Annotated in this window: 15 protein-coding genes and 1 pseudogene; 5 read left to right on the plus strand and 11 right to left on the minus strand. The window is 60.6% G+C overall.

Going from position 1 to position 19863, the window contains the following annotated elements; genetic code table 11:
• Positions 1-9: 9 nt before the first annotated feature.
• Together RGV33_RS12400 and RGV33_RS12405 are read right to left on the minus strand one after the other, a co-directional pair.
• Entirely contained in the window at positions 10-552 is a 543-nt protein-coding gene (locus RGV33_RS12400) for a DUF3833 domain-containing protein (RefSeq protein ID WP_322144463.1), read from the minus strand.
• Positions 553-934: 382 nt separating this feature from the next.
• On the minus strand, positions 935-2422 hold the full coding sequence (locus RGV33_RS12405; protein WP_322144464.1) for an aldehyde dehydrogenase family protein: 1488 nt from the start codon (positions 2420-2422) through the stop codon (positions 935-937).
• A 228-nt stretch (positions 2423-2650) separates the two neighbouring features.
• On the opposite strand from RGV33_RS12405, the gene RGV33_RS12410 reads away from it, so the two are divergent.
• Together RGV33_RS12410 and RGV33_RS12415 are read left to right on the plus strand one after the other, a co-directional pair.
• Entirely contained in the window at positions 2651-3820 is a 1170-nt protein-coding gene (locus tag RGV33_RS12410; RefSeq protein ID WP_322144465.1) for a p-hydroxyphenylacetate 3-hydroxylase oxygenase component, read from the plus strand.
• 59 nt (positions 3821-3879) lie between these two features.
• A pseudogene (locus RGV33_RS12415) lies at positions 3880-4356 on the plus strand (flavin reductase family protein); the annotation flags it as partial.
• Between the two features lie 207 nt (positions 4357-4563).
• On the opposite strand, the gene RGV33_RS12420 reads toward RGV33_RS12415, so the two are convergent.
• Complete coding sequence (locus RGV33_RS12420) at positions 4564-5892, minus strand: hypothetical protein (protein ID WP_322144466.1); 1329 nt, start codon at positions 5890-5892, stop codon at positions 4564-4566.
• 217 nt (positions 5893-6109) lie between these two features.
• Here RGV33_RS12420 and RGV33_RS12425 point away from each other — a divergent pair, with 217 nt between their 5' ends.
• The 3 genes from RGV33_RS12425 (at position 6110) to feaR (ending at position 9242) form a co-directional block, all read left to right on the plus strand.
• Complete coding sequence (locus RGV33_RS12425) at positions 6110-7606, plus strand: APC family permease (RefSeq protein WP_322144467.1); 1497 nt, start codon at positions 6110-6112, stop codon at positions 7604-7606.
• The gene (locus tag RGV33_RS12430) at positions 7587-8171 is read left to right on the plus strand and encodes a DUF3156 family protein (protein WP_322144468.1); all 585 of its coding nucleotides are present in this window, start codon (positions 7587-7589) and stop codon (positions 8169-8171) included. The genes RGV33_RS12425 and RGV33_RS12430 overlap by 20 nt, the downstream gene beginning before the upstream one ends.
• Positions 8172-8288: 117 nt before the next feature.
• Positions 8289-9242: a transcriptional regulator FeaR gene (gene feaR, locus RGV33_RS12435; RefSeq protein WP_322144469.1), complete on the plus strand. Its 954-nt coding sequence runs from the start codon at positions 8289-8291 to the stop codon at positions 9240-9242.
• Between the two features lie 166 nt (positions 9243-9408).
• On the opposite strand, the gene RGV33_RS12440 is transcribed toward feaR, so the two are convergent.
• From RGV33_RS12440 to RGV33_RS12475, 8 genes are all read right to left on the minus strand, one after another.
• The gene (locus RGV33_RS12440; protein WP_322144470.1) at positions 9409-9822 is read right to left on the minus strand and encodes a hypothetical protein; all 414 of its coding nucleotides are present in this window, start codon (positions 9820-9822) and stop codon (positions 9409-9411) included.
• Positions 9819-14549, minus strand: coding sequence for an RHS repeat-associated core domain-containing protein (locus tag RGV33_RS12445; RefSeq protein WP_322148664.1), 4731 nt, complete (start codon positions 14547-14549; stop codon positions 9819-9821). The genes RGV33_RS12440 and RGV33_RS12445 overlap by 4 nt, the downstream gene beginning before the upstream one ends.
• A 174-nt stretch (positions 14550-14723) precedes the next feature.
• Positions 14724-15485 (minus strand): SDR family oxidoreductase, encoded by a 762-nt coding sequence (locus RGV33_RS12450; RefSeq protein WP_322144471.1) that lies wholly within the window; start codon positions 15483-15485, stop codon positions 14724-14726.
• Positions 15478-16278: an SDR family oxidoreductase gene (locus RGV33_RS12455; RefSeq protein ID WP_322144472.1), complete on the minus strand. Its 801-nt coding sequence runs from the start codon at positions 16276-16278 to the stop codon at positions 15478-15480. The genes RGV33_RS12450 and RGV33_RS12455 overlap by 8 nt, the downstream gene beginning before the upstream one ends.
• A complete protein-coding gene (locus RGV33_RS12460) occupies positions 16271-17092 on the minus strand; it encodes a molybdenum cofactor biosynthesis F family protein (RefSeq protein WP_322144473.1) in 822 nt (273 codons plus the stop codon). The genes RGV33_RS12455 and RGV33_RS12460 overlap by 8 nt, the downstream gene beginning before the upstream one ends.
• 87 nt (positions 17093-17179) lie before the next feature.
• A complete protein-coding gene (locus RGV33_RS12465) occupies positions 17180-17839 on the minus strand; it encodes a helix-turn-helix transcriptional regulator (protein ID WP_322144474.1) in 660 nt (219 codons plus the stop codon).
• A gap of 52 nt (positions 17840-17891) precedes the next feature.
• Positions 17892-18257, minus strand: a complete 366-nt coding sequence (locus RGV33_RS12470; protein ID WP_322144475.1) for a cupin domain-containing protein — start codon at positions 18255-18257, stop codon at positions 17892-17894.
• 127 nt (positions 18258-18384) lie between these two features.
• Positions 18385-19683 (minus strand): FAD-binding oxidoreductase, encoded by a 1299-nt coding sequence (locus RGV33_RS12475; RefSeq protein ID WP_322144476.1) that lies wholly within the window; start codon positions 19681-19683, stop codon positions 18385-18387.
• Positions 19684-19863: the final 180 nt, after the last annotated feature.

The following is a 19863-nucleotide window of genomic DNA, read 5'->3' on the forward strand; positions in this document are numbered from 1 at the left end:
AGGGTGGGTTCACTCGGCGCTTGCTGAAGACTGGCGACGGAAGAACAACGTCACCTGGCCCACCTCGACACCCAACTTGGACATGCTGGAACGATTGATCAACGTGTCCTCGTCCATCAGGTACATCCAGTCGTCGAGGCTCACTTCGTACACAGAGCCATCAACCGGCAGGTTCAGGACGTAGCGCCAGCGCAACGCATTGCCGGCCACTTCGCCCTTGGCCTCACCGACCACGTCGTCGGCGCGGCCGCGCCAGTGGCCCGGGCCGTCGGGGGTCAGGGTCCAGACACGTCGTTGGCGAGTGCCGTCGCTGTAGAGAAAGCGTTCGTCGAGAATCAGGTTCTCACCGTCGCGATGGCTGGCGATATTGACTTCGAAGCGCTTGGCGACTTCACCCGAGCGTTTTTCGAATATCCCCCAGGCCTTGACGGGCTTGCTGAAGAAACGCGCCAGGTCCAGTGGCGGTTGCTGGTCGGCGTAGTGTTTGACATCGACGCTGCCACAGCTGGCCAAACCAAGCACCAGGGCCAGCGAAACCAATAGACGGGTCATTGCGTTACTCCCGGAGAGGGCTTGATGTGACTGATACTTGTACAAAATAATAAATTTGTACAGGTATTTAGAGAGATGCGAGAGTGTTCCCGCCTGGCGGTCTGCCCATTTGGCCCCCGGGCCCGTCGCGGTTACTTTTGGCCGTCATGGTTGACGGGGCCTTTAGATCAAGCACACAGCAGCTCGAGTGGAAGAAGCCAGAGCCAACACCAAGCTGCTTTTCTGTAGGAGCTGGCTTGCCGGCGATGCAGACAACTCGGTGCATCAGCTACACCCAACTGATGCCATCGCCGGCAAGCCAGCGCCTACAGTGGGCCGTGCCCACGTTTCAAGTGTGGGGTATCGACCGAGCGCACCAGCACCCACACCCTGAACGCGACGATCAGTAGCGAATCATCACCGACTTGAGCTCTGTGTAGTCCTCGATAAAGGCTGCGCCAAATTCACGTCCCACCCCCGAAGACTTGTTGCCGCCAAACGGCACCGCCGGGTCGAGCATCGTGTGCATGTTCACCCACACCGTGCCCGCATTGATCGCCGGCACCATGCGCAGGGCCTTGCTCAAATCGTTGGTCCAGAGGCTGGCACTCAGGCCGTACGGGGTGTTGTTCATCAGTTCGAGCAGTTCTTCCTCGGTGTCGTAGGGGAAGAATGTGGCGATCGGGCCGAAGGTTTCTTCGTTGAGCAGGGTGTCGTTGATCGTGTTGGCGAGAATCACGGTGGGCTCTACATAGCAGCCCGGCCCGTCGATCAGCTTGCCGCCGTGGACGATCGTATTGTTTTCGGCACGGGCCTTGGCAAAGAACCATTCGAGTTTCTTTTGATGCTGGCGGTTGGTCACCGGGCCGAATTCGGTGCGCTCGTCCAGCGGCGAGCCGATGTTCAACCGGCCCAGGCGTTGCGCCAGCTTGTCCATGATCGGCTCGATCTGCGAGCGGTGGGCGAAGAAGCGTTCGGCGGCCGCGCAGATCTGGCCGGAGTGCAGGAAGCCGGCTTCGATGATGCCGTTGACCGCCTTGTCCAGGTCCACATCCCGCAGAAACCCGGCGCAGTTTTTGCCCCCCAGTTCCAGGGTTGCCCGGGTTAACCCGGCGCCCATGGCGCTGCGGCCCACGGCGATGCCGGTGGGCACCGAGCCGGTAAACGAGACCTTGTCGGTGCCCGGGTGCTCCACCAGGCCTTTACCCACATGCCCGCCGCCGGTCAACACGTTCAGCACGCCCGCCGGCAGGCCTGCCGCGATGGCCAGTTCGGCGATGCGCAGGATGGTCAGCGGGGTGAACTCGCTGGGCTTGATGATGATGCTGCACCCGGTCACCAGCGCCGAGGCGAGCTTCCAGATGGCGATCATGGTCGAGAAATTCCACGGCACGATGCCCACCACTACGCCCACCGGCTCGCGCAGGGTGAACGCGGTGTAGCGTTCGCCGGCGAAGGAGGGCAGTGACGGGGTGATGGTCTGGCCGCTGATCTTGGTGGCCCAGCCGGCGTAGTAGCGCAGGAAGTGCGCCGCCTGGTCCACTTCAAAGGCTCGGGAAATCTGGATGATCTTGCCCGACTGGCAGGTTTCGATCTGCGCCAGTTCTTCGCGGTGTTGCTCCAGCAGGTCAGCGAGTTTGAGCAGCACGTTGCCGCGCGTTGCCGGCGCCGCCTGGGACCACTGCCCGAAGCCCCGGCGGGACGATTCCACCGCCGTATCGATATCAGCCAAGTCAGCATCGGCAACCTGGGCGATCACCTCGCCGGTGGCCGGGTTGATCACCTCCAAAGTCTGGCTGGAATGGCTCTGGACGTAACCGCCGTCGATAAACAAGGCGTGGTTTCGACGGAGGAACGCCTGGACTTCAGGCAGCAGCGCAATATCGCTCATGGGGTTTTCCTGCTCGCAAAAGCCCGAGGTTAACCAGCATGGGCGGCCCAGGCTTGTCTGTGCCTGCCGGGCGGCATGTCTGTGGCTGCCAGGCCTGTGGAAAGTGCAATCTTGGCTGTGGAAGGTGCATTTGCCGGGGTTGTCCTGCGTTCCATACTGGCCTCGCATCCAGCGCCGTTCGTTGATGTTGAACGCCAGCCGGACATCCAATAATAAGCAGGGCCGTCCATGAAAAAGCCAAACCCGCTCCTCGAAGACCTCAAGTCGATTCTGCCGACCATCGCTGCCAACGCCTTCCAGGCCGAGCAGGACCGCAAAGTCCCCGACGAGAACATTGCGCTGCTCAAGAGCATCGGCATGCACCGTGCCTTCCAACCCAAACCGTTTGGCGGCATGGAAATCTCCCTGCCGCAATTCGCCGACTGCATCGCCTTGCTCGCCGGCGCCTGTGCCAGCACCGCCTGGGCCATGAGCCTGTTGTGCACCCACAGCCATCAATTGGGGCTTTTTTGCGCCAAGCTGCAGCAGGAAGTCTGGGGCGATAACCCGAATGCCACGGCCAGCAGCAGCATCGCGCCGTTTGGCCGCACCGAAGAGGTTGAAGGCGGCGTGCTGTTCAGCGGCGAAATGGGCTGGAGCAGTGGTTGCGATCATGCTGAATGGGCAATTGTCGGCTTCCGCCGTAAAAACGCCGAGGGCACCCAGGATTATTGCTTCGCGGTGCTACCGCGCAGCGACTATCAGATTCGCGATGACTGGTTCGCCGCCGGCATGAAAGGCAGCGGTACCAAGACCCTGATCATCGACAACGTGCGGGTGCCTGAACATCGCATCCAGAAAGCCCGCGACATGATGGAAGGCAAGTCCGCAGGCTTCGGTCTGTACCCCGACAGCAAGATTTTCTACTCGCCGTACCGGCCGTATTTCGCCAGTGGTTTCTCCACCGTGAGCCTGGGCGTGGCCGAGCGCATGCTTGAGGTGTTCTGCGAGAAAACCAGGACCCGCGTCCGTGCCTACACCGGTGCGGCGGTAGGCGCCGCGACCCCGGCGCTGATGCGCCTGGCCGAGTCGACGCACCAGGTGGCGGCTGCCCGGGCGTTCCTGGAAAAAACCTGGCAGGAACATGCCGAACACAGTGAACAGCACCGTTACCCCAGCCGCGAAACCCTGGCGTTCTGGCGCACCAACCAGGCGTATGCCACCAAAATGTGCATCCAGGCAGTGGACCGCCTGTTTGAGGCAGCCGGTGGCAATGCGTGGTTTGAGCACAACGAAATGCAGCGCCTGTTCCGTGATTCCCATATGACCGGCGCCCACGCGTACACCGACTACGACGTGTGCGCGCAGATCCTGGGGCGTGAGCTGATGGGGCTCGAGCCTGATCCGAGCATGATTTGACGCCGACCCGGCCATCACACCAATCAGGACTGCGCGTTGATGCAGTCCGGGAGTCTTGCATGTCTGATAACAGTTTCGACCCACGGGCCTTTCGCCGGGCCCTGGGCAACTTTGCCACCGGTGTCACGGTGGTCACCGCGGCTGATGCCAGCGGGCGCAAGGTGGGTGTCACCGCCAACAGCTTCAACTCGGTGTCCCTGGACCCGCCGCTGGTGCTGTGGAGTATCGACAAACGCTCCAACAGCCACGAGGTGTTCGAGCAGGCCAGCCATTTTGCGGTCAACGTGCTGGCGGCCGACCAGATCCACCTGTCGAACAACTTCGCCCGGCCCAGGGATGACCGCTTCGCTGAAATTGAGTTCGAACCGGGGGAGGGCGGTTCTCCGGTCTTCGCCGATTGCTCGGCGCGGTTTCACTGCGAGAAGTACCAGCAGTTGGATGGTGGCGATCACTGGATCATGATCGGCAAGGTCGTGGCTTTCGATGATTTTGGTCGTGCGCCGTTGCTCTATCACCAGGGGGCGTATGCGCGGATCGAGGAGCGGCAACCGTAGGGCGAACACCTCTCTTGAGGATTGACGCCGCTTGAATGTGGGAGCTGGCTTGCTGTGGTGAGGGGGCTTGCCCCCCGTCGGGTTCACCACAGATTGATGGGGCTGCTTCGCAGCCCAACGCGGGGCAAGCCCGCTCACCACAGCAAGCCAGCTCCCACATTTGATCTTCATCAGCTCGTTGGATTTGCGCTAGAACGGCACGGCCACGGTGACTTGGCTGTAGACATTGGTGCCGTTGCCGCCCACCTGGTTGCCGCCGTTGCGCTCATCCTTGTTGGGCTTGTACAGGCCCAGCAGCGGCGTGACGATCAGGTGTTCGTTCACCGCCCATTCGGCGTACAGGTCCAGTTCGCGGCCGTCCAGGTTGAGCATGCCGCCCTTGCTCAATGTCTTGTAGTCGAAGAACAGCGCGCCGACAGTCACGCTGTCCAGCGGCTTGACCTTCAATGCCACGTGTTGCACCTCGGTGTTGGTATTGAACGGCCCCGAGTAGTTGCCGGCCACTTCGCCCTGCACCCACGTACCGTAGCCACGGTTGAAGCCCGAAAACATCGCATCCCAGTTTTTTGAATAGCGGCTGTAGCGGTAAGTCAGGTCCGGCGACCACGGCAGCGCGGCGAAGGTATAACCGCCCTCGGTGTACCAGGCCTTTTCCGGGCCGGCGTCCTTGTCCTGCCAGGCGTACTCAAAGGAAAAGTGCGCGTTCTCGATCCCGGCATTACCGGCGCCCCGCAGGCTGTAGATGTTCATCCCGGCGCGCTGTTTTTGCAGCTCATTGGCATAACGGTCGTCGACGCTGATGCCATGGATATAGGTCAACCCCAGGGTGCCGGGTGCGGCGGTGTAGTCCAGGGTGCCGGCGGCCATTTCGGTGTTGGCCTGGGCCCGGTTGTCGGACTTGATCCACATCACGCTGCCGTGCACACCGTCCTTGCCTCCCAGGCGCAACACGGCGGTTTGATCAAAGGCATGGCGCGCGGCGATGTAGTAGGCGCCGCCCCGGTTGAACTGGCCGTCGCCCACACCCTTGCCCAGGTTCGGGCCGTCGTCGTTGATGATGAAACCGTCGCCGAGCATGATGACCTGGCGGCCGAATGAAAGGTCGACGCCATCCTTGCCCAGCCCCGCAAACAGCTCGCCCGAGCGCCAGCCGGCGAAGGCCTCGTCGAACTTGGTGGTGCGCTCGCTGCCGGTGGTCACGCCGGATGCATCGCCATCGCCCCAGGTGCCGGAGCTGACCAGGTTGGCCGTGCCATATACGCTGCCAAGGGCGCCGAAGCGTTGGTCGATGCTCAAACCGTACTTGATAAAACCTTCGCGCCAGGTAGAACCGCCGGTGGTGCCGTCGTAGTTCTTGCGGCTGTTGAACATCCCGTACACCGCCAGGAAGTTACCGGTGACCTGGGTGTCGTCATCGGCATACAGCTCGAACGCCTGGGCCGATGAGTCGCTGATGATCAGCGCGATGCCCAGGCTGACGGCCCTGTACAGGCGACGGGTTTGTTGTGAGTGCTGCATTGTTATAGTCCCCAACAAGGTGAATTGAGGGAGCATTAGGGCGAGCGCCACCGGGCCAAGTCTTTCCCCTGCGTGCCAGGAAATTGACCCAGGCCGCCAGCGGCGCAGCGGTGGCAGGCAGCAACAAAACCGGCGGCAGCCAGGAGCAAGACGATCAGCCAGGGCGGGGCGCAGAGTGCCAGCACTTCTAAAAATCCGCTTCTTGAGGATCTGCACCATGTCGATCAACGACCGGCTCACCGCACACTTGAAACGCGGCACGGTGGGCTTTCCCACGGCGCTTGCGAGCACCATTGGCTTGATCATGGCCAGCCCGGTGATCCTCACCGCGACCATGGGTTTTGGCATCGGCGGCAGCGCCTTCGCGGTGGCGATGTTGATCGCGGTGGTGATGATGCTGGCCCAGGCGACCACCTTCGCCGAGGCCGCCTCGATCCTGCCCACCACCGGCTCGGTCTACGACTACATCAACTGCGGCATGGGCCGGTTCTTTGCGATCACCGGCACCTTGTCGGCCTACCTGATCGTGCATGTGTTTGCCGGCACCGCCGAAACCATCTTGTCCGGGGTAATGGCGCTGGTGAACTTCGAACACCTCAACACCCTGGCGGAATCCGCCGGCGGCTCGTGGTTGCTGGGAGTGGGTTTTGTGGTGGTGTTCGGGGTACTCAATGCGTTTGGCGTCAGCGCGTTTGGCCGGGCCGAGATCATCCTGACCTTCGGCATGTGGACCACCTTGATGGTGTTTGGCGTGCTGGGCCTGGTCGCGGCCCCGGCGGTACAGCTGGACGGCTGGTTCGGTGAGTCCCTGGTCGGTACCGACCTGATTACCATCCTGTCGTTGGTGGGCATGGCGATGTTCATGTTCGTCGGCTGCGAATTTGTCACGCCGCTGGCGCCGGACCTGCGCAACTCCGCCAAGGTCATGCCCAAGGCGATGGTGCTGGGGTTGCTGGGCGTGGCTACCTGCATGTTTATCTACGGCGCGGCGATGAAACGCCAGGTGGAAAACGTATTGATTGATGCCGCTGGCGGCGTGCACTTGCTGGACACGCCGATGGCCATCCCGAAATTCGCCGAGCAGGTGATGGGCAGCATCGGCCCGATGTGGCTGGGCATCGGCTTCCTGTTTGCCGGTGCTGCGACCATCAACACCTTGATGGCCGGTGTGCCACGGATCCTGTACGGCATGGCCGTCGACGGCGCGTTGCCCAAGGTTTTCACGTACCTGCACCCGCGCTTCAAGACACCGCTGCTGTGCATCCTGGTGGCGATGCTGATCCCGTGCCTGCACGCGCTGTACCTGGGCGGCAACACCGACAACATCATGCACTTGGTGCTGGCGGCCGTGTGTGCCTGGAGCTTTGCTTATCTGCTGGTGACGCTGTCGGTGGTGATCCTGCGGATTCGCCGTCCGGATCTGCCCCGCGCCTACCGTTCGCCGTTGTTTCCGCTGCCGCAGATTCTGTCGAGCATCGGCATCCTGCTGGGCATTTGGTTTATCACCCCGCCCGGCATGAACCCCGCCGACATCTACATTCCCTTTGGCGTGATGCTCGGGTGCACGGCGGCTTACGCGCTGTTCTGGACGCTTGTTGTGCAGAAGGTCAATCCATTCAAGCCCGCCTCGGTGGAAGAGGTGTTGGCCAGGGAGTTCGCCCATGAGCCGCAGCCACACAACGGGTATATCAGCCATGCTGCAAAAACTGTCTGAACTGTTTAGTGCCCGGCGGGCGCCTGCCGGGTATCGGCCCGGCGTTACGCTGGAACATCTGCGACGTAACCTCGGCCTGGCCGGTTATGAGGTGTGTGGACCGACGACGGCGCGGGTTGCCCTGGACGGTCTCGGGTTACATCTGGAGATCGTCGAGCGCACCGAGTCGCAACTGTTGATGCACCTGGTGATGACCGAATTCGTACTGCGCATCCCTGCCTCGCAGCAGGGCACGGCGAGCTTCGAACTGCACCACACCGGGGCCGTTCGACGCACCGGAATCCGCTGTCGGCAGCGCTCGGGAGACAAGGAAGTTTCAGGCATTCTGCAAGCCCAATTGCAGGAGGGCAGCGCGCTGCATCGCGCCTTGATGCCGCTGGACTTCAAGCGCCTGCGCATCGACCTGGTGGATCAGCAGTGGTGCGTACGGCTTGAGCATATGGGCGGCAGCGAGGTGGTCAATCGCATGCCGGCGTTTCGGCGCTATATCGCCGTGAGCAGCGTTCAACGGGCCTGGCTGCTGGACGCCTTGAGCGGTTTTCAGCGCGCTTTACAGCTCCACTGACCGCCAGGTTTGGCATCAATAGTGCAACCACTTTGGCAGACACGTACTTGTTGCGCGCATATAGATAACATGTTAACTATTGCCCGACAAAAACAAAAAGCCAAGGTGGAAACAACCATGAGCATGCAACAGATTGGGCAAGACGGGCTGGACCTCTGGACCCGGGATCTGCGCGCGGTTTGCGGTCACTTCGACACAGAACTGGCCTTCAACCGTTCGCTGTTCATCGGCAACATCAGCACCTTTTCCCGCGGCGGTTTACCCCTGGCCAACCTGCGCACCAACGCCGGCCTGATCAAACGCCCCAAAGCCCGCTCCGACCACGATGACGACCAGAACTGCTTTCTGGTCAGCCAGCGCAGCGGCTACTGCCAGATCACCCAAGACGGCCAGAGCGTACAACTGGCCCCCGGCGAATTGTTACTAATGGACTCGGTGGGCTCCATCGACATCACCCCCTTCGGGCTGATCGAACACGCATCCCTGTCGTTGTCCCGCGCAGAGGTGTGCAAACAATTCGGCAGCCAGCCCAAGACCTTCGGCAAGATCTCCTCAAGCAAAGCCTGCGGACGCATGTTGCACGTGCTGATGGACCAACTGTGCAAAGACGCGCTGAACGGCGAAGGTGCGGTCGGCGAGGGGCAGGCGTTGCAGGCGGCGTTTGTCTCGCTGCTGGGGTCGGCGTTTGAGCAGGAAGATGACGAGCGGGATGATTGTGGTGGGTTGCAGGGCAGTAATCTGCGCAGCTATGTGCAGAAGGTCATTGATGAATCACTGACCCAGCCCGGACTGAGCCCGGTGGGGTTGGCGAGTCGGTTGAATATCTCGGTAAGGCATTTATACCGGTTGTTTGAGGAACAGGATGACAGCGTGTGCCGGTATATCCAGCGGGCGCGGTTGAAGCGCAGTGCGGATGATCTGACCAACCCGTTTTTGCGCAGCGAGTCGATTACGTCGATTGCGTATAAGTGGGGGTTTACGGATTCGGCGCACTTTAGTCGGTCTTTTAAGAAGCAGTTTGAAGTGTCGCCGAAGGATTTTCGGGCTGGGCGGTTGCAGCAGGTGGGGTGAGTGGTGACGGCAGAAGCTTTGTTGACGTACACAGGTTAACTGTGGGAGCTGGCTTGCCTGCGATGGCGATTTGGTAGGCGCTAAACATGCTGGGGTTTACCGAGTAGGCTGAACTTTCAAGCTAGCTATTCTTCCGTTATTCGAAAGATGAGACTGTACTAACAGCTTAGTTGAAGTCTTCGTATTTTTCGGCGCTTAACGATGCAAGCCAGGTTTTAAAAAAAGTAATTTGTTCTTGTGGGTCATTTGTCAGGTTTTCCTCTTCGTAATCAAAAATGTGAACTATATCCTCTGGAAGGGCGGGCTTGCCCATCGTCATTTGATAAGCGACAAGCCCAGCGCCCATTTGAGATGCCATTCTGGAAGGCATGACGTTTAATTTTGCGCCTTTACATAGAAAGGTCAGGTGGGGAAAGTCTGATCTGACTTTTGCGAGGCAAACATATATATCTTTTCCAGAGTAGATTTTTTTGAAATTTTCGGCCTCGGAAAAAGTCAGGATAAGCTTTTCATCGTCGTATTTTATAAATGCCTCTTTTTTTTGATTGTTAGTCAGGATGTATATTTTTTTAGTCTTCATTCTATTTTCCTGCTCGGATTTGGAATTGAATAGCCTACGTAGCTTCCGTCTTTTTTCATAGGGGTAACGCCTAGAATGTCCTCTGTGTGTATTCTGTGGTGAATGGCAAATTCTTTTTCTTTTGGGTAGGGGGCTTGCATCCCTAATTCTGTATTTAGGTCGTGACCGACGATGCTCCTTAGAGTGTATAGATAACCTGGTTTTGTTTTGTAGCTAGTGGCGAAGTTTATTCCTACGGCTTTTATGGGGGACGTACTAATAAAATTGCTTGGAGGGTCGTCACTATCAATGGCATGCAAGTATAAATCTTCACTAGCACCCTTGCTTTTGAAGCCGTCTTTGAACACTACATCTGGCTTGGTTTTATCTCCGCGAAAAAGATACTCCTCGCTTCCATCTGGTGCCGGTTGTTTGGGTTCTGCTTTATTAACTGATGCTTCTACAGAAGGCTCAGTGGCGCCAATGGTTGGCTTACAGCCGTCTCCTCCCGGGCAGGTATTCAACCCCAACGGGTCAATCCACCCCGTAGGGTTAGGCACGTATTGGTAGCCGTTCAGCCCACCTGCCAGTTTCACCGGATCAGGCGTTAGATAGCGGCCAACGTCCGGATTGTAGTAGCGATGGCGGTTGTAGTGCAGCCCGCTTTCCGGGTCGAAGTATTGGCCCTGGAAGCGCAGCGGGTTGGTGACGGTATTGACGTCCAGCTTCGCGATTTGGCCATAGGCGCGGTAATGCGCTGACCACACTATTTCGCCGTCGGGCGCGGTGAGTTCTTGTGGCGTGCCGAGGTGGTCGAGTTGGTAGTGGAAGGGTTTTACGGCTTCCGGGCCGTAGCCTTTCAGCAGCGCTAACGGGCGAAAACTGTTGGGTTCGTAAATGTAGCTCTGGTGGTGATCGGCGCTGTGTTCGGCGATCAGGGTATCGCCTTGCCAGAAGAACTCGGTGGTCTGGCCTTTTAGGGTTTTGGCGATTCGCCGCCCGAAGGGATCGTAGCGGTAGCTGGCGTGGGTACCGTCCGGCTGGATGACAGCAATCAGTCGGTGTTGGCAGTCGTAGCGGTACTCGGTGACCAGTTGTTGAGCACGGCCCCGGCGTTCCCGTAGGAGGTTGCCGAAGGCGTCGTAGTCGTAATGACGGTCGCCTTGCATCAACAGGCGGTTGCCTTTGATCACGCTCGGCCCGACGCGGTCTTGCATCAGCAGGTTGCCCGCTGGATCGTGGACGAAGCGTTCCTGCCGGTCGTGCGAGTGGTTGGCGCGGGTCAGGCGGTCGAGCGGGTCGTAGTGGTAGTCGTGCTGGCCTTTACGGGTGTCGAGGATGCGGGTCAGGTTGCCGCGTTTGTCGTAGTCGTACTGGCGGCGCTGGTGGCGTTGTTCCTGTTGGGTGATGGCGTGGGCGTGCAGGCGGCCCTGGTCGTCGTAGTGATAGTGGCTGAGGAGCTGGCCTTGCTGGCGCTGGTGTTCGCGACCGGATTTGAACAGGTGCGAAGTGAGCAGGTTGCCATTCAGCTCGACGGTGGCGAGGTCGCCGCCTTTGTCGTGATGGAAGGTGAGGCGGTTGTTATCGGGAAGGCGTAATTTTTCGAGTTGGCCGCATTCGTCGTAGCCATAACGCAGGGTGCCCCAGCCTTGGTGTTCGGCGGTGAGGCGGTTTTGCAGGTCGTATTCGTAATGCAGCGGCCAGTGGCCGTCGTCGACGCTGAGAAGGTTTCCGAGGCGGTCGTAGGTGTAATCGACCATGCTGCGGTCGGGCAGGGTTTTTCTTACGAGGCGACCGGCTACATCGCGCTCATATCGGGTAACCAGCTGGCTGCCATCGTCACCGTATTCGGTCTTTTCCAGCAGGTGCCCGGCGAGGTCATAAACGTAGGCGGTACGGCGGCCATCAAACCCGGTTTCCTGCTGGATCAGGCCGTTGGCGTGATAGTCGAGCCGATAGGTTTCCCCAACCTCGTTTTCAATCTCGGTCAGTAGCAACCGGACATTGTCGTAACGGTATTTGAGCTGCGTGCCGTCGGGGTTAATGCGCCGGCTGATCAGGTGCAGACCGTCGGCGTACTCATAGCGCGTAACCCGACCCAGTTCATCGCGCTCGGCGGTGATTTTTCCGTACGGGTTGTAGCTGAATTCGCGAGTGCCACCGTCGGGCTGAATCACCTTCAGCAAACGACCTACAGCGTCCCACTGATACTGGGTCAGCGCACCGTGCTCATCCTCGCAAGCCACCTGCCGCCCCAGGTCGTCATAGCGATAACGCCGCACACCGCCATTGGCCAGTTTTTCCTCGGTGAGCTGACCACGCTCGTTCCAGGTCAGCCGCTGGCTGCTGTTGTCCGGATACCAGACGCCGGAGAGTTTTCCGTGTTTGGTGTAGGTGTATTCGGTGTAGTTACCATCCGGATCCGTCTTGCGGGTGATATCGCCCTGGTCGTTACGCTGGTATTTCCACACCGCGTCACCACGGCGCATTAGCCGTACGAAACCGTTGTCATGCTCGTAGGACGTCGGCGCATCGTCACCGGGAAACAGCGCAATCAACCGACCGGCTTCGTCGTATTGATACGCCGTCACCGCCCCCAGCGGATCCTGCTCGACCGTCAGCCGGCCTTTTTCATCGTAGGATTTGAAGTGCTGCGCGCCGTCTGGATCAATCCGTTGCACCAGCCGTGCGCGCTGGTCGTGCACGTACACTTCCTGGCTGCCATCGGCGTTGTGCACGGTGACACAGCTGTTGTCATCCCACACATACCGCGTGTCCATCTGCGAAAAACTGGCCCAGTGACGGACGCATCGCGCCGCCTTGCCAGCCCGTTCCCACTCCCAAAAGAAACTCGCCCCACCAGCCAGTTCCCGCTCCAGGATCACCTGCTGATCGTCGTACCGATAACGCTCGCTTTCGCCTACCGCGTTGGTCGCCTCAATCAACCGCCAAGCGTCGTCATACTTGTAGGAAACAACGTTCTGTTCGGTAATCCAGTCCAGCTCCCGCTGCACCTGATAGTCGACCGCAACGATATGCCCGCGGTCATACCGCAGCAGCAACCCCTGGCCGACGCCGTTATCGATCCGCTGAATGCGTCCGGAATAATCGCGGGAAATGCGCAGCCGGTTGTCGTACGCGTCACTGATCGACGTCAGCACACCGTCGCGAAAGTGGTAGAAAAGGGCCGTCTGAGCCAGCACCAATTCATCCGGCAAAGCGCCCAGATAAATCGCCGCTTCCGCCAGGCTATTGGTGATGGCTGGCCGCGCAGCAGAGGGCAGGGGAAAGGTGGTGCTGCGGTTCTCGTGATCGGTCCATACCACCGATTCACCGCTAACCACCAACCGCTGCGCCAGCGAATGACTCCAGCCAAATCCCAGCCCGCAATCCACCTCCACCGCACTGGAGCGATACAACCGCGTCCAGGCAAATGGCAGCACACCCTCCAACGAGCCGTCCGTGAGGGTCAGTAGCTCCTCACCGGTAACCATCGACACCGGGCAGCCATTGGTTGCGGTCTTATCTGCGGGAGCGGCCGCATCTCCGCCAGGGTTTTTCGCTAAAGCCGGCGCATCATCCACAGGCTCCTGCTTCACCAGCGTCGTACGCGCTGTCTTCGGCTCCCGCACCATCGGTGCCGGATTCGAAACCTGATCTGGACCCACCTTCAACGGCACCGCCGCCGCTTTCACCGGCACTGCATGGCTCTGAAGCGCTACCGGCTTAAGCACCTCGGCATGCCCATCCATCCGAGCCGTCCCGCCCAATCTTGCAATCTGCTCCAACCACTCCCGCGCCCGCTCGGACTTGACCTTGCCCAGCACCTGCGCGCCCAGCCTTACCGCCACACCCATACCGCCGGTGGCCCACAGCAACAGCAGGTTGAGCAACACCTCAGTAGTGATCTCCCCCAGCAACTCAAGCATGTAATGCGGCGGCAGCATGCGCATCCAACTGACCATCGCGGACAGGTAGACGAATAGCAGCGGCTCGTCGCTGAGAATCAACAATCCTTTGGCAATCGCCTCATTACTGAGCTTCAGCAGCGCCGCAAGCTCGGCCTGGGAGAGGTACTGCAGAAGCTTTTCGCTGTTGGGCTTGATGTATGCCAACCACTGGTACAGCTGCGCAATACCGTCCCAGAGGCCGTAAAGCACGTTGCCAAACCCTTGCGCATAAGCCATTTGCAGCGAGGTGTAGCGCTCGACAAAGCCGGCCTTGGAATAGCTCTCCCATATCGGCTTGAACGTGCTCGTCCACTCGCCGCGCAAGCGGCCTTCCAGCGAGCTGATCTCGGACTGATAGGAGGCGTACAGCGCCTTGATGTGATCCTGGGAAACGTTGGGATAAAAACTGACCCGGTACTGCTTGTCGACGGTGCACTCGGTGACTTCGAGCATGCCGCTGGGGCCGATGGTTTTATGGAGGGGGGCGCCGAGCGGGCCACCGTCTGGTGCGATTTCCTGGAGCATCACCGGTGTATTGCCGATGGGCACGAACCGCGTGCTCTGGAACATATGCACCAGGGTTAACGGCGCGTTGGCCTTGCAGGTCGCGACGGTGCTGCTGGGATACAAGGAACGGGTGATAGGTGCGACCAGCGAAACCTCATCCCCCACCTTGAACACCTGCTCGACGTCCAGTGCCGAAAAGCTCCAGAAGCTCTCGGCCCATGCGTCGTAGCTGTTCAGGCAATGCGTGAAGTCGTTGAGAACCGCATCGACGTCGCGCGTCTTCGGGTCCATCGCCGCCACGACCAGAAAGCCAATGGCGGGATTCAAGAGGCGGCCCCACTGGGTAGGGCATTAAGCGTAAAAAACATCGGCGTTCCCTCGCGCTGTGTGATCAGGCGAGGGACTTTGCAGAGATTCTCAGGGCGGGGGAGTAGAGGTTATCCGGCAGTTCGGTAGGATGTTTCGTTAAACCTCCGGCAAGGTCGAGCCGCCATCCACCACCAGCGTTTGCCCAGTGATGTAGCCCGCCAGGTCCGATGCCAGGAACAGCATCGCCCCGGCGATATCTGCCGGCGCGCCCAGCCGTCCCAGCGGCACCCGGCTGGCAATCTGTGCGTTCAACTGGTCATCCCCCAGATTGCCCATAGCCGGGGTTGCGATCATGCCGGGTTCCACACCGTTGACTCGCACATTCAAACCGGCCAGCTCCAGCGCCGCATTGCGAATGAAGCCGTTGACCCCGGCCTTCGACGCCGCATAGTGACTCAACCCCGCAAACGCGACCCGGGGCCCGGTGACTGAAGACGTGACCAGCACGCAGCCCCGGCCCTGGCGACGAAACATCGGCAGCGCCGCCTGGGTCAGCCAGAACAACGCCGAGAGATTCACCGCCAAAGTACGCTCGAGAATCGCCGGGGTGATTTCGCCAAACGGCGTCAGCGGAAAATACCCGGCGTTATGCACCAGAATATCCAGCCGCCCCCAACGTTGTTCCAGCCCTTCAACCAGCCCGAATACCGCAGCTGCATCTGCCAGGTCCACAGCCACTGCTTCCACCTGGCAGCCGCGCCCGCATAGCGCTTGCGCAAGTGCCTGGGCCAGTTGCAGATCAGCGATCATTACCCGCGCACCTCGCAGGGCAAAGGCCTCGACAATGGCCCGCCCAATGCCCTGGGCGCCGCCGGTGACCAATACGCTGCGACCGCTGAAATCCAGATCCTCAACCATCAGAAAGCTCCATACGCGCATAGGCCAGCGTTGGCACATCGACAATGCTTGAGCCTCCGTCCGCCACCAACGTTGCCCCGGTAATAATCGACGCGTCACTGGACGCCAGGAAGCGGCACACCCTGGCGATTTCTTCAGCGCTGGCCGGCCGGCGCAACGGCACGTCGGCGCACACCCGGTCATAGGCGTGCTGCAGCGTCTCGCCATGAAAATCCATCAGCGGCTGCATTTCCTCATCCGCCATCGGTGTGCGGACCCAGCCGGGGCACACGGCGTTCACCCGAACGCCGTGCGGGCCGTAATCCCGGGCCAGTGAGCGATTGAGTCCGAGCAAGGCATGCTTGGCCGTGGTGTAGCCGCACACTTCAGGCCCGGCGGCCAGGGAGGCAATCGAGCCCATCAGCACAATATTCCCGGCGCTTTCCAGCAGCAGCGGCAAACACGCCCGGGCACTGTAAAAGGCGCTGTCGAGGTTGCTGCGCAGCGCTGCTTCCCAGGTCTGCGGGCTGGTGTCGGTGGCGCTGCCAACGCCATGCCCGCCCGCACAGGCCAGCAGCACGTCGATCCGCCCATAGCGTTGGCGAATCTGCGTGGCGAAACCCTCCCACGTCTGCGGGCAGGCCGCATCACCTACCAACACGAGGCCGCCGGTGTCCCGGGCAACCTGTTCCAGCGGGTCGCGACGACGGCCGATCAGGACCAATTGCGCACCGTCGGCGGCGTACAGCCGGGCGCACGCAGCACCGATGCCCGTGCCCGCCCCGGTGATCACAATCGTGCGCGGCTCAGTCATCGGGATGCTCCGTGCGGTTGAGCACCTGGCAGTAGGAGCTGATAGGGAAGTTAGACAGCTCATCGAAGGAGGCGTCGGCATAGCCAAAGATCTTGCCGTCGCTGCGGTGCTGTTGCAGGTCGATCAGCACCAGGCCGAGGGTGGGGATGATTTTTTCGCGCCACACAAACAGGTACAGCTGGTCGGCGATCTTGTAGTAGTGGCAGCGGTCGGTGTCGCACAGGCCTTGCTCGACGCCCTTGAGGCATTGCCAGGCGTAGAACTGATCGTTGAGGTAGATGTGCTCGTAGACTTCGCTCGGGCTGTAGCGGTACTGGTTGCGCAAGCCGGTCAGTTCAGTGGTGGGGGCGTGGGGACATTGGCCTGGCTGCCAGGGGCGGTCGAGGCTGCCGTGGAGGAATTGCACTTCCACGGATGTCAGCGGTTTGCCGGCCAGGGCGCGGCTGTAGAGGCCTTCGCGGGTTTGCTCGTGGGTTGGCATCCGCCCAAGTACCGCGGTGAACGAGGCGCTGGCGGTGTCGAGTACCAGGCTGACCGACCAGGCCTGGGTGCCTTCGTGCTTGATGAAGTCCACCAGGTACAGGCCGGGGCGCACCGAGGTCGCGCGGTAGGTTGCGCTGCCGCTGGAGTGACCGTCGGCGGCGATCCAGGACAGGCTGTCGCGCTCGAAGCGATGCTCGATCTGCCAGCCATTGGCGAAGTACAGCGTAAAGGCCTTGCCGCTCAGGTCGGCCAGGTTTGGCAGGATGAACGCCGCTGGGGCGAAACCGTCGGCCAGGGCGCCCACGGTGATCCAGTCAGAAGATGTGCTCATTTTTACGATGCTCCGGTAGGGGGATGAACACCACGGATCATCGCGCCCGGAAGCAGGCCCGGGTATCAACCGGATGGTTGAGGCGGGCTACAGAAACAGCGTGCTCACCAGCTCTGTGCGGCTGCTGACGCCGGTCTTGCGAAACAGGTTGATCAGGTGGGTCTTGATGGTCGGCAGGCCGATTTCAAGTTCCCGGGCCAGCTCTTTGTTACTGGCACCCTGGCGCAACAACAAGGCTATCTGGCGTTCCTTGGGCGTGAGGCAAGCCAGTGCGTCTTCAGCTGGCTGCATGTTGGCTACGGCCAGTTGCAGCAAGGTTTGCAGGGCGTTCAGTTGGGCCAGTTGCGCGCCGGTAAAGGCGCCTTGGTCAGCGGTGCGCAGCAACGAGATCCCCGCCTGGGGCCGGCCGGCACGCTGGGCCAGGATTTCCACCACATCGACCACGCCATAGCGCCGCAGGAAATCCCCATACCGCCGGGTATCCCGCGCCGGCTGGCGGGCCATGGCAAAGCCCAGCGGCACCACGGCCAACCCGCTGGACAGGCAGTTGCGCGGTTGCAACGGGTCGAACTGGCAGTAGTTGTCGAGGTAGTCGCGGTGCATCTCGCCGCTCATGCTGTGCAACTGGAAATCGCGGGCTTGCAGGTGCCGGTCGACACAATAAAACGCGGCCTGGCTGACCGGAATCAAGCGGGTGAAAGCCTGCAGGCACTGGCCGGCGACTTCATGGGCGGGGAGAGTGTGCATCGGTGGGCACCTGCGCCAAAGGGCTGCCGACGGGGGCCGGCAGCCGGGGCTATCACACTACGGCGAAGTAGTGTTTGACGAAACTTTCGCTCACCACTTCCCACAGCACCGGCGTGCCCTTGGTCACGAACCAGCTGTCGCCGGCCTTGTAGCGGGTGCTTTGGCCGGTGGATTCGTCGGTGAGTACCACTTCGCCGGTGACCACCACGGCTTGTTCGGAAAATGGATAGACCATGCGGAACTTGCCCTGGGTGATGCCGAAATAGGCGCTGCTGACCGGGTCGGTGGGGGCGCCGAAGGTCATCTTGCCGAAGGCCCGGACTTCGCCTTCGAGGATGGTCGAGCCGAGGTCGGCGACGGTGCCCCAGGCGTCGAGTTCGGATAGCTGGATGTCTTTTTTGAGGGTGACGAGGGTCATGGCAGTTGCTCCTGATGAGGGGGAATTTGGGGCAATGGGGGCGCGGGCGTCCTGGATTAACGCGCCGGCCTTGAGTTTTTCGCGAGCAAGCTCGCTCCTACAGGTGTCAGGTGTCGGGTGTTGGGTTTTAACGGCGGCCGTTCCAGTAACCGGAGAGCTGATGCCACGACTTGCCGGCGGTGAGCAGCAGCGGGCGGATCGCGTCTTTGCCGATGATGGTCGGGCGGTGGATCGAGCTGACCAGGTCGTACCGCGCCGAACCTTCGCTCATGCCCTCGGCCAGCACCTTGCAGATGATGTGGCTTGGGGTGACGCCGAAGCCCGAATAGCCCTGCACGTAGAACGCGTTGCTGCGCCCGGGCAGGGTGCCGACCTGCGGGAACAGGTTCGGGCTGCAGGCCATCGGGCCGCCCCAGGCCAGGTCGATCTTCACGTCCTTGAGGTATGGGAAAATCTTCAGCATCAGGTTGCGGTTCCAGGCTTTCAAATCGCCGGGGATGTGCTCCACCAAAGGCGTGGCGGCGCCAAACAGCAGGCGGTTTTCGTTGGTGACGCGGTAGTAGTCGATCACTGGGCGAATGTCGCTGTAAGCCCCGCGAATCGGGCTGATGCGCTTGATCAGCTCTTCGGACAACGGCTCGGTCATCATCTGGAACGCGTAGGTGTTGATGGTCGAACGGTGCAGTTCCGGCTCCAGCTTGTTGAGGAAACTGTCGCAGGCCCACAGCAGCTTGCTGGCCTTGACCGAACCGCGTCCGGTGCGCACGGTGATGCGTTCGCCGTAGCTGACTTCCAGCGCCGGGCTGTTCTCGAAAATCCGCACGCCGTGGCCGGCCAGGGCCTTGGCTTCGCCCAAAAGCAGGTTCAACGAGTGCACATGCCCGCCGCCCATGTGCAGCAGGGCGCTGCTGTAGGCGTCGGAGCCGATGATCTGCTTCACGTCGGAGCCGCCAAGAAAGCGGATCTCGTGTTGGGTGTTGATGGACTTGAAGTCTTTTTCCCAGGCGCGCAGGGTCTTTTCCTGGCGGGCGTTGAAGCCCATGTAGCCGTAGCCGTGGCAGAAGTCGGCATCGATGTCGTACTTGGCGATGCGGTTCTTGATGATGTCGGCGCCCAGGTCGCTGATCTCGAAGATCTGGCGCAGGCCGTCTTCACCCACGTCCTGCTTGATCTTTTCCAGGTCGTGGCCAATACCCGCCATGATCTGCCCACCGTTGCGCCCTGTGCCGCCAAAACCCAGGTAACGCGCTTCCAGCACCACTATGTTGGTGATGCCTTTTTCAGCGAGTTCCAGGGCGGTGTTGATCCCGGAAAAGCCGCCGCCGATGATCACCACGTCGGCTTCCACGTCCTGTTCCAGGGTCGGGAAGCTGAGGTTGTATTTCTTGGTCGCCGTGTAATAGGTCGGCGTTTCGATATTGATCATTGCGCTGCCTGACAGTGAATAGCTAATGAGCGTATTAAGGCCGTTGGCGCGCTGGATGTCTTGATTCTGCGTGCCGGGCTTTTTGTTCCTGCGCGCCAGAGCCTTCGCCGGCCTCACAAGTTATAGCGTGAGGTGGGGAGGAGAGTGTTAGAGTTTCGTTAAAACATTAACTAAATTTAT

The sequence above is a fragment of the Pseudomonas sp. Bout1 genome (assembly GCF_034314165.1).
GTDB lineage: Bacteria > Pseudomonadota > Gammaproteobacteria > Pseudomonadales > Pseudomonadaceae > Aquipseudomonas.

Bases quoted from the DNA above. Each gene is read 5' to 3' on its own strand.
- RGV33_RS12400 (WP_322144463.1), bottom strand. From the start codon at position 552: ATGACCCGTCTATTGGTTTCGCTGGCCCTGGTGCTTGGTTTGGCCAGC.
- RGV33_RS12405 (WP_322144464.1), bottom strand. From the start codon at position 2,422: ATGAGCGATATTGCGCTGCTGCCTGAAGTCCAGGCGTTCCTCCGTCGA.
- RGV33_RS12410 (WP_322144465.1), top strand. From the start codon at position 2,651: ATGAAAAAGCCAAACCCGCTCCTCGAAGACCTCAAGTCGATTCTGCCG.
- RGV33_RS12420 (WP_322144466.1), bottom strand. From the start codon at position 5,892: ATGCAGCACTCACAACAAACCCGTCGCCTGTACAGGGCCGTCAGCCTG.
- RGV33_RS12425 (WP_322144467.1), top strand. From the start codon at position 6,110: ATGTCGATCAACGACCGGCTCACCGCACACTTGAAACGCGGCACGGTG.
- RGV33_RS12430 (WP_322144468.1), top strand. From the start codon at position 7,587: ATGCTGCAAAAACTGTCTGAACTGTTTAGTGCCCGGCGGGCGCCTGCC.
- feaR (WP_322144469.1), top strand. From the start codon at position 8,289: ATGAGCATGCAACAGATTGGGCAAGACGGGCTGGACCTCTGGACCCGG.
- RGV33_RS12440 (WP_322144470.1), bottom strand. From the start codon at position 9,822: ATGAAGACTAAAAAAATATACATCCTGACTAACAATCAAAAAAAAGAG.
- RGV33_RS12445 (WP_322148664.1), bottom strand. From the start codon at position 14,549: ATGGACCCGAAGACGCGCGACGTCGATGCGGTTCTCAACGACTTCACG.
- RGV33_RS12450 (WP_322144471.1), bottom strand. From the start codon at position 15,485: ATGGTTGAGGATCTGGATTTCAGCGGTCGCAGCGTATTGGTCACCGGC.
- RGV33_RS12455 (WP_322144472.1), bottom strand. From the start codon at position 16,278: ATGACTGAGCCGCGCACGATTGTGATCACCGGGGCGGGCACGGGCATC.
- RGV33_RS12460 (WP_322144473.1), bottom strand. From the start codon at position 17,092: ATGAGCACATCTTCTGACTGGATCACCGTGGGCGCCCTGGCCGACGGT.
- RGV33_RS12465 (WP_322144474.1), bottom strand. From the start codon at position 17,839: ATGCACACTCTCCCCGCCCATGAAGTCGCCGGCCAGTGCCTGCAGGCT.
- RGV33_RS12470 (WP_322144475.1), bottom strand. From the start codon at position 18,257: ATGACCCTCGTCACCCTCAAAAAAGACATCCAGCTATCCGAACTCGAC.
- RGV33_RS12475 (WP_322144476.1), bottom strand. From the start codon at position 19,683: ATGATCAATATCGAAACGCCGACCTATTACACGGCGACCAAGAAATAC.